This window comes from Salipiger sp. (assembly GCF_059781815.1).
The window spans coordinates 1-5685 of the sequence record NZ_JBYNAH010000288.1 but is presented as its reverse complement, the minus strand read 5'-3'; the positions used below and the strand labels follow the sequence as shown (position 1 = coordinate 5685).

Sequence of the window (5685 nt, the reverse complement as noted above, 5' to 3'; positions counted from 1 at the left end):
CCGTCCGCGCAGGCGCGGACTCCCCCGAGGTATTTATGCACCAGAGAAGGGTGGGGGATTGCGCTGATCTCCGGGCTTGGCGAGGGTGACCGGGAGGCAGTGGAGAGTGGGATGCAGCCGGGACCGAGAAACCTGATCACCGATGTCGGCGGGCTGCTTGTCGGCCAGGCCGAGGATGCGCGGCTGAAGTCGGGCGTGAGTGTCGTTACGGCCGAGGAGGCCTTTGTCGCCTCGGTGGCGGTGATGGGCGGGGCGCCGGGGACGCGGGAGACCGATCTTCTCGCGCCGGACAAGTCGGCGCCGGGGGTGGATGCGCTGGTGCTCTCCGGGGGCAGCGCCTTTGGCCTCGCGGCGGCGCAGGGGGTGATGGATGCGCTGCACGAGGCCGGGAGGGGCTTTGCCGTGCTCTCGGCGCGGGTGCCGCTGGTGCCGGCGGCGATCCTCTTCGACTTGCTCAATGGCGGCGACAAGGATTGGGCCGAGAACCCCTACCCGGCGCTCGGGCGCAGGGCGCTCGAGGCGGCGGGGGAGAGCTTTGCGCTTGGCAGCGTTGGCGCGGGCTGCGGGGCGCAGACGGCGATGCACAAGGGCGGGCTCGGCTCGGCGAGCTTGGTGCTCGAGGATGGCGTGACGGTGGGGGCGCTGGTGGCGGTGAACCCTCTGGGCAGCGTCACCACGCCGTCGGGGCGGCATTTCTGGGCTGCGCCGCACGAGATCGGCGGCGAGTTCGGGGCGCTGGGCGTGGATCCGGCGAGCGGGGCCGCGCTGCCTGAGAGCCGGAAGCTGGCCGCGATGGCGGGCATGGGCAACACCACCATCGCGGTGGTGGCGACCGATGCGGCGCTCGACAAGGCACAGGCCCATCGCGTGGCAGTGGCAGCGCATGACGGCATTGGGCGGGCCATCGTGCCGGCCCATACCCCGATGGACGGGGACCTGGTGTTTGCGGCTGCCACCGGGCGCCGCGCGCTGCAGGCGCCGGGGCTACAACTGGCGCAGATCGGCCACGCCGCCAGCAACTGCCTCGCGCGCGCCATCGCCCGCGCGGTCTGGGAGGCGACACCCGCGCAGGGCGACACGCTGCCGACGCTGCGCGCGGAGCTGGGGCTTTAGCGACTAGCGCAGGATCGGCGGGCTGTCCGGATCGGAGCCGGGCGCGGCGCGCTCGGCCCGCTTGGGCTCGTGCAGTTCGGGCAGGTCGAAGCGCAGACCGACCCGGGCCAGCAGCGCCGCCAGCGGCTCGGCGTCGCGCACGAAGCTTACATCCAGCGCCCCGGCCTCGATGCCGGAAAACACCAGCGCCTCGTTGACCGCGCGGGCCAGCGCATCCTCGGCGCCCGGTGTGGCGCCGGCGAAGGCCAGCAGGTGACTGCGCGAGCCATCGGCATAGCGCACCCCCGCCAGCCAGGCGCAGCGGGCGAGGCCGGCGGCGGTGGCGAGCTTGGTGTCGAGCGCGGTGATCAGCACCTCGGGCAGGCCACCCGGCGGGGTCACCTCCTCGATCCCGGCCTCGGCCTCCTGCGGGCCGTGGCCCAGCGTCTCGGAGAGCCAGTCGACCGCCTCGGGTGGCAGCAGGATCGACGACGGCGCGACCTCGAGATTGACCGCCAGCCCGATGCCCTGCCCGGCGAGCATGGCCGCCACGTTGCGCCCCGAGAGCGCCGCGTAGGGCACCGCTTGGCCCACGAATTGCGACAGGCGCTCCTCGCGGTCGAAGACCAGCACGAAGCTGGCATCGCCAAGCTCGAAGAGCTCGGGTTCGATCCGGTCGCCCTCGGCCTCCTTGGTCAGCAGCAGGAACAGCTCGCTGTCGGCGAGCCGTTCGTAGAAGCGCAGGCGCGCGGCACCATCCAGCGGCGCGGCCTCCATCGCCGCATGGGCGGCGTCGAGCGGGGTCGTTTCGGTCATTCCATCACCTCGCGGACACGGGTCCGCAGGACGGGCAGCAGCTCGTCCTCGAACCACGGGTTGCGTTTCAACCATGCCGTATTGCGCCAGGACGGATGCGGCAAGGGGATAGCGTCCGGCAGATGGTCGCGCCAGTTGCGCACGGTCTCGGTGACGCCGGTCTTCACGCCGAGATGATAGCGCTGGGAATAGCCGCCGATATAGAGCCGGAGCCGCACCTCGCCGAGCGCCGCGAACAGCCGGTCATGCCAGGTGTGGCGGCAGATCGGCGGCGGCGGCAGGTCCGATCCTTGCGCGTCGTAGCCGGGAAAGCAGAAGGCCATCGGCATGATCGCGACGCGGGAGCGGTCCCAGAAGGTGGCGTCGTCGAGCCCCAGCCAGGCGCGCAGGCGGATGCCCGAGGGGTCATCGAAGGGGCGGGCGGCGTTGTGTGCGCGCATGCCCGGGGCCTGGCTGGCGATCAGCAGCCGTGCGCCGGGGGCGAACCACACCACCGGGCGCGGAGCATGCCGCGTGGCGGTGGCGGCGAAGCGCTCGGCGCAGAGCCGGCAGCGCTTCAAATCGTCTGCGAGGGCGGGGAGGGTTTCGGTCATGCTCCAGAGCTAGTGTGCGGGCGGCCGGGATGCCAGCCCCTCTATATTTCTAGAGATGTCGAAATAAGGGTTGTCCGACTCGATAGTTTCGATAACTCTAGAAATATGAAACACGATGCCTCCCCGACCCTCACCCAGGAGATGGCGCTTGAAGTCGCCGCCTCGAAATTCGCCGCGCTCGGGTCCGAGCAGCGGCTCAACGTGCTCAAGGTGCTGGTGCGCTCGGGGCCCGCGGGGCTCAGCATCGGGGAGCTTGGCCAGCGCGCCGGGGTCACCGGCTCCACGCTCACCCATCACCTGCGCATCCTGACGCAGGCCGGGCTGGTGCAGCAGAGCCGCGAGGGGCGCAGCACCATCTGTGCCGCCGCCGCCTATGAAGAGGTGCGCGCGCTGTCGGATTTCCTTCTCACCCAATGCTGCGCGGATTGCGGCACCTCGGAGCACGATCATGGCTGATACCACCACCCCCACGAGCCGGCTGCCGAAGATCGACAAGGCCTGGGCGGCGAGCGCGGTGCTTCTGGCCGGCATCGCGCTGGCGGAGCCGGATCAGCTCTGGCCAAGCATCACCTTCGCGGCAGAGGCGCTGCTAGGCACCGCACCGTTCATCCTCTTCGCGGTGCTGGCCGTGGCCTATGTGAAGGCTGCCGGTGCCGAAGCGCTGCTGTCGCGGGCCTTCGAGGGGCGCGAGACCCGGATGATCGTGCTGGCGGCGTTGCTCGGCGGGCTCTCGCCCTTCTGCTCCTGCCAGGTGATCCCGTTCATCGCAGCGCTTCTGGCGGTGGGCGCGCCGCTGAGCGCGGTGATGGCGTTCTGGCTGGCCTCGCCGCTGATGGATCCGGCGATGTTCCTGATCACCTCCGGCACGCTGGGCTGGGATTTTGCCATAGGCAAGACGCTGGCCGCGGTGGGCATCGGCCTGCTGGGCGGGCTCGGGACGATGCTGCTGAAGACCAGCCCGGTCTTTGCCGATCCGCTGCGCGAGAAGCCGCAGGTCGGCGGCTGCTGTGGTGTGAAAAAGCCGTTCCAGGGCAAGCCGGTCTGGCGCTTCTGGGGCGCTGCCGAACGGCGCGAGACCTTCCGCACCGAGGCCATGACGAACCTTGTCTTCCTGCTCAAGTGGCTGCTTCTGGCCTACCTGCTCGAGGCGCTGATGCTGCGCCACATCCCGGCAGAAATGATCGCAAACCTGCTCGGGGGCTCGGGCCTGTGGCCGGTGGTGCTTGGCGCCTTCGTGGGCGCGCCGGCCTACCTCAACGGCTATGCCGCGGTGCCGCTGGTCGATGCGCTGCTGACGCAGGGCATGGCGCCGGGGGCTGCGATGAGCTTCGTGGTGGCCGGCGGCGTGAGCTGCATCCCCGCGGCAGTGGCGGTCTGGGCGCTGGTCAAGCCGCGGGTCTTTGCCGCCTATCTCGGCTACGCGGTGCTCGGCGCGATGATCGCGGGGCTGCTCTGGGGCGCCTACGCCTGAGCCCGGACGGGGGCGAAACACTGCGCCGGGGGCGGCTTTGCCGCCGGCGCACATGGCATGGTTGATCTTGCCTTAATCGGGGACAATCCCTGCGCTATCTGGGCGGGAGATTGTCCTTTGTTTCCCATTAGGGCCATAATATCACCTGATTCAGCACCTAAGACATGCTTAATGCGCCACCGGTAGAACGAGTGGCGCCGGTGAGCCGAGGCACGGTGATGTTAGAGTTCGATATGGTCAGCAAGTCCTTCTGGACCGGCGTGCAGCGCAAGGTGATCCTTGACCGCGTGTCGTTCCGGGTCGAGCTGGGCGAGTCCCTCGGCATCCTCGCCCCCAACGGCACCGGCAAGACCACCCTCATCCGCATGATGGCCGGGCTCGAAAAGCCCGACGAGGGCGAGATCCGCCAGAACTGCCGGGTGTCGTTTCCGCTCGGCTTCATGGGCGGGGTGATCTCGAAGATCTCGGCCCGCGAGAACGCCCGCTTCATTGCCCGGATGTACGGCATCGATCCGGATTACGTCGAAAGCTTCTGCCGCTGGCTCTGCGGGCTGGGCGAGTATTTCGACCAGCCGATCGGCACCTATTCCAGCGGCATGCGGTCGCGATTCACGTTTTCGCTGATGCTGGCCCTCGACTTCGACATCTACCTGATCGACGAGGGCATGCCGAACTCGACCGATGTCGAGTTCAACCGGAAAGCCGGCGATATCCTCGCCGAACGGCTGCGCACCACGACGATCATCATCGTCTCGCACCAGCCGCAGATCCTTGAGAAATTCGCGCGCAAAGCCGCCGTGCTGATGGACGGCAAGCTGCACATGTTTGAAACCTTGGAAGAAGCGAAGCAGCTCTATGACTACGAAACCCAAGGCTAAGAAGTTTCGCATCCGGCGAAGTGGCGGGCTGGGATCGACCAGCCAGGCTGATGCCACGCGGCCGGCATCTCCGGATGGGTCTGCGCCGGATCAGGCGCAACCTACACCGCAGACCGCCCGGCAGACGCCGCCTGCGCCGCCCGCATCTGCGGCCGCGCCCCAGCCTGCGCCCGCACCGCAGGGCGGGTTGGCCGTGGACGATCCGGCGAGCTCGCCCTTTACGCCTGAGGAAACCGTTCAACTGCACGAGGCTGCCCCCGGCGGGCCTGCCGCACAGGGCGAGGTTGCCAGCGCCAAAGAGGTTGAAGGCGAAACCGACATTGACGCCATCCGCCGCGAGGGATTGACCGGCCGCCAACTGCGCATGGCCCGGCGCGTTGCGCAGAAACACGGCATTGCGCCCACATCCGACTTTGATGCGGTGCGCCTTTTGCGGGAACGCGGGATCGACCCGTTTGAGCGTGCCAATACGCTGGAACTGGTGGTGCCCAAACCAACCGATGCAGCGCTTGCAGCCAACCAGATCCAATTGCCGCAAACCGTTCCGGCCGACGGCGCCAACCTTCCGTCGACCGAATTGGCCCCGGCTGAGCGACGCGCCGTTGAGATCCGCCAGATTCAGGTTGATATCGCGCGGCGCCGCCGGCGCAAAATCGCCTATCTCTTTGCGCGGCTTGCCGTTTTCGTGGGTCTGCCGACGCTGCTGATGGGCTATTATTTCTACGTCGTGGCAACCCCGCTATATGCCACGAAGTCCGCCTTTTTGATCCAGCAGTCCGAGGGCGGCTCGGCAGCCGCTGGCGGTTTGGGCGGCCTGTTGGGCGGCAGCCAGCTG

Annotated in this window: 6 protein-coding genes and 1 pseudogene; 5 read left to right on the top strand and 2 right to left on the bottom strand. The window is 68.5% G+C overall.

All coding sequences use genetic code 11. The features are described from left to right. The first annotated feature begins 111 nt into the window (after positions 1–111). Entirely contained in the window at positions 112–1113 is a 1002-nt protein-coding gene (locus tag AC6RA4_RS23010; protein ID WP_500164260.1) for a P1 family peptidase, read from the top strand. A gap of 3 nt (positions 1114–1116) precedes the next feature. On the opposite strand, the gene AC6RA4_RS23005 is transcribed toward AC6RA4_RS23010, so the two are convergent. Then, entirely contained in the window at positions 1117–1908 is a 792-nt protein-coding gene (locus AC6RA4_RS23005; protein WP_500164258.1) for an SseB family protein, read from the bottom strand. Then, positions 1905–2501 (bottom strand): uracil-DNA glycosylase family protein, encoded by a 597-nt coding sequence (locus tag AC6RA4_RS23000; protein WP_500164256.1) that lies wholly within the window; start codon positions 2499–2501, stop codon positions 1905–1907. The genes AC6RA4_RS23005 and AC6RA4_RS23000 overlap by 4 nt, the downstream gene beginning before the upstream one ends. A 105-nt stretch (positions 2502–2606) precedes the next feature. On the opposite strand from AC6RA4_RS23000, the gene AC6RA4_RS22995 reads away from it, so the two are divergent. From AC6RA4_RS22995 to AC6RA4_RS22980, 4 genes and pseudogenes are all read left to right on the top strand, one after another. Continuing rightward, positions 2607–2957, top strand: coding sequence for an ArsR/SmtB family transcription factor (locus AC6RA4_RS22995; RefSeq protein ID WP_500164254.1), 351 nt, complete (start codon positions 2607–2609; stop codon positions 2955–2957). Continuing rightward, positions 2950–3972, top strand: coding sequence for a permease (locus tag AC6RA4_RS22990; RefSeq protein WP_500164252.1), 1023 nt, complete (start codon positions 2950–2952; stop codon positions 3970–3972). The genes AC6RA4_RS22995 and AC6RA4_RS22990 overlap by 8 nt, the downstream gene beginning before the upstream one ends. Positions 3973–4190: 218 nt before the next feature. Beyond that, on the top strand, positions 4191–4850 hold the full coding sequence (locus AC6RA4_RS22985; RefSeq protein ID WP_222602216.1) for an ABC transporter ATP-binding protein: 660 nt from the start codon (positions 4191–4193) through the stop codon (positions 4848–4850). Between the two features lie 193 nt (positions 4851–5043). Then, a pseudogene (locus AC6RA4_RS22980) lies at positions 5044–5685 on the top strand (capsule biosynthesis protein); the annotation flags it as partial.